Origin of the sequence: Geodermatophilus sp. FMUSA9-8, from assembly GCF_037034165.1 — a bacterium.
GTDB classification, from domain to species: Bacteria; Actinomycetota; Actinomycetes; order Mycobacteriales; family Geodermatophilaceae; genus Geodermatophilus; species Geodermatophilus nigrescens.
On the sequence record NZ_JBAGKE010000021.1, the window covers coordinates 1 to 1,476 of the forward strand.

General features: G+C 57.5%; 1 rRNA gene. It reads right to left on the reverse strand.

Features of this window, described 5'->3' with window-relative positions:
* Positions 1 to 78: 78 nt before the first annotated feature.
* Positions 79 to 1,476: ribosomal RNA gene (locus WA616_RS24340) — 23S ribosomal RNA — on the reverse strand; the annotation flags it as partial.

Here is a 1,476-nt window from a genome sequence, read left to right on the forward strand (position 1 = left end):
GTGCCTGGGTTGGGCGTTCAGAGCTGCACAGTGGACGCGTGACTTCTTCAACCTGCCACATGTTTGTGGGGATGGTGTGTGGTCAAGCCCTCGGCCTGTTAGTACCGGTCAGCTCCACACCTCACGGTGCTTCCACTTCCGGCCTATCAACCCGCTGGTCTGGGCGGGGGCCTTACCCCATTGACTGGGTGAGAGACCTCATCTCGAAGCGAGCTTCCCGCTTAGATGCTTTCAGCGGTTATCCCTGCCGAACGTAGCCAACCAGCAGTGCACCTGGCGGTACAACTGGCACACCAGAGGTTCGTCCGTCCCGGTCCTCTCGTACTAGGGACAGCTCTTCTCAAGTCTCTTACGCGCACGGCGGATAGGGACCGAACTGTCTCACGACGTTCTAAACCCAGCTCGCGTACCGCTTTAATGGGCGAACAGCCCAACCCTTGGGACCTACTCCAGCCCCAGGATGCGACGAGCCGACATCGAGGTGCCAAACCATCCCGTCGATATGGACTCTTGGGGAAGATCAGCCTGTTATCCCCGGGGTACCTTTTATCCGTTGAGCGACACCGCTTCCACATGCCGGTGCCGGGTCACTAGTCCCAGCTTTCGCTCCTGCTCGACCCGTCGGTCTCACAGTCAAGCTCCCTTGTGCACTTGCACTCGACACCTGATTGCCAACCAGGCTGAGGGAACCTTTGGGCGCCTCCGTTACATTTTGGGAGGCAACCGCCCCAGTTAAACTACCCACCTGACACTGTTCCTGATCCGGATCACGGACCGAGGTTAGACATCCAATTCGACCAGAGTGGTATTTCAACGGCGACTCCACCGACACTGGCGTGCCCGCTTCACAGTCTCCCACCTATCCTACACAAGCCGAACCGAACACCAATATCAAGCTGTAGTGAAGGTCCCGGGGTCTTTCCGTCCTGCCGCGCGTAACGAGCATCTTTACTCGTAGTGCAATTTCGCCGAGCCTGTGGTTGAGACAGCTGAGAAGTCGTTACGCCATTCGTGCAGGTCGGAACTTACCCGACAAGGAATTTCGCTACCTTAGGATGGTTATAGTTACCACCGCCGTTTACTGGCGCTTGAGTTCTGAGCTTCGCACACCGGAGTGCACTAACCCGTCCCCTTAACGTTCCAGCACCGGGCAGGCGTCAGTCCGTATACATCGTCTTACGACTTCGCACGGACCTGTGTTTTTAGTAAACAGTCGCTTCTCACTGGTCTCTGCGGCCACCCACCGCTGCCCACTGCAAGAGTGTTGACGGTAGACGGCCCCCCTTCTCCCGAAGTTACGGGGGCATTTTGCCGAGTTCCTTAACCACAGTTCGCTCGATCGCCTCGGTATTCTCTACCTGACCACCTGAGTTGGTTTGGGGTACGGGCCGCTCGGAACTCGCTAGAGGCTTTTCTCGGCAGCATAGGATCATCGGATTCGCCTCATTCGGCTATGCGTCAGGCCTCACCCTGTAT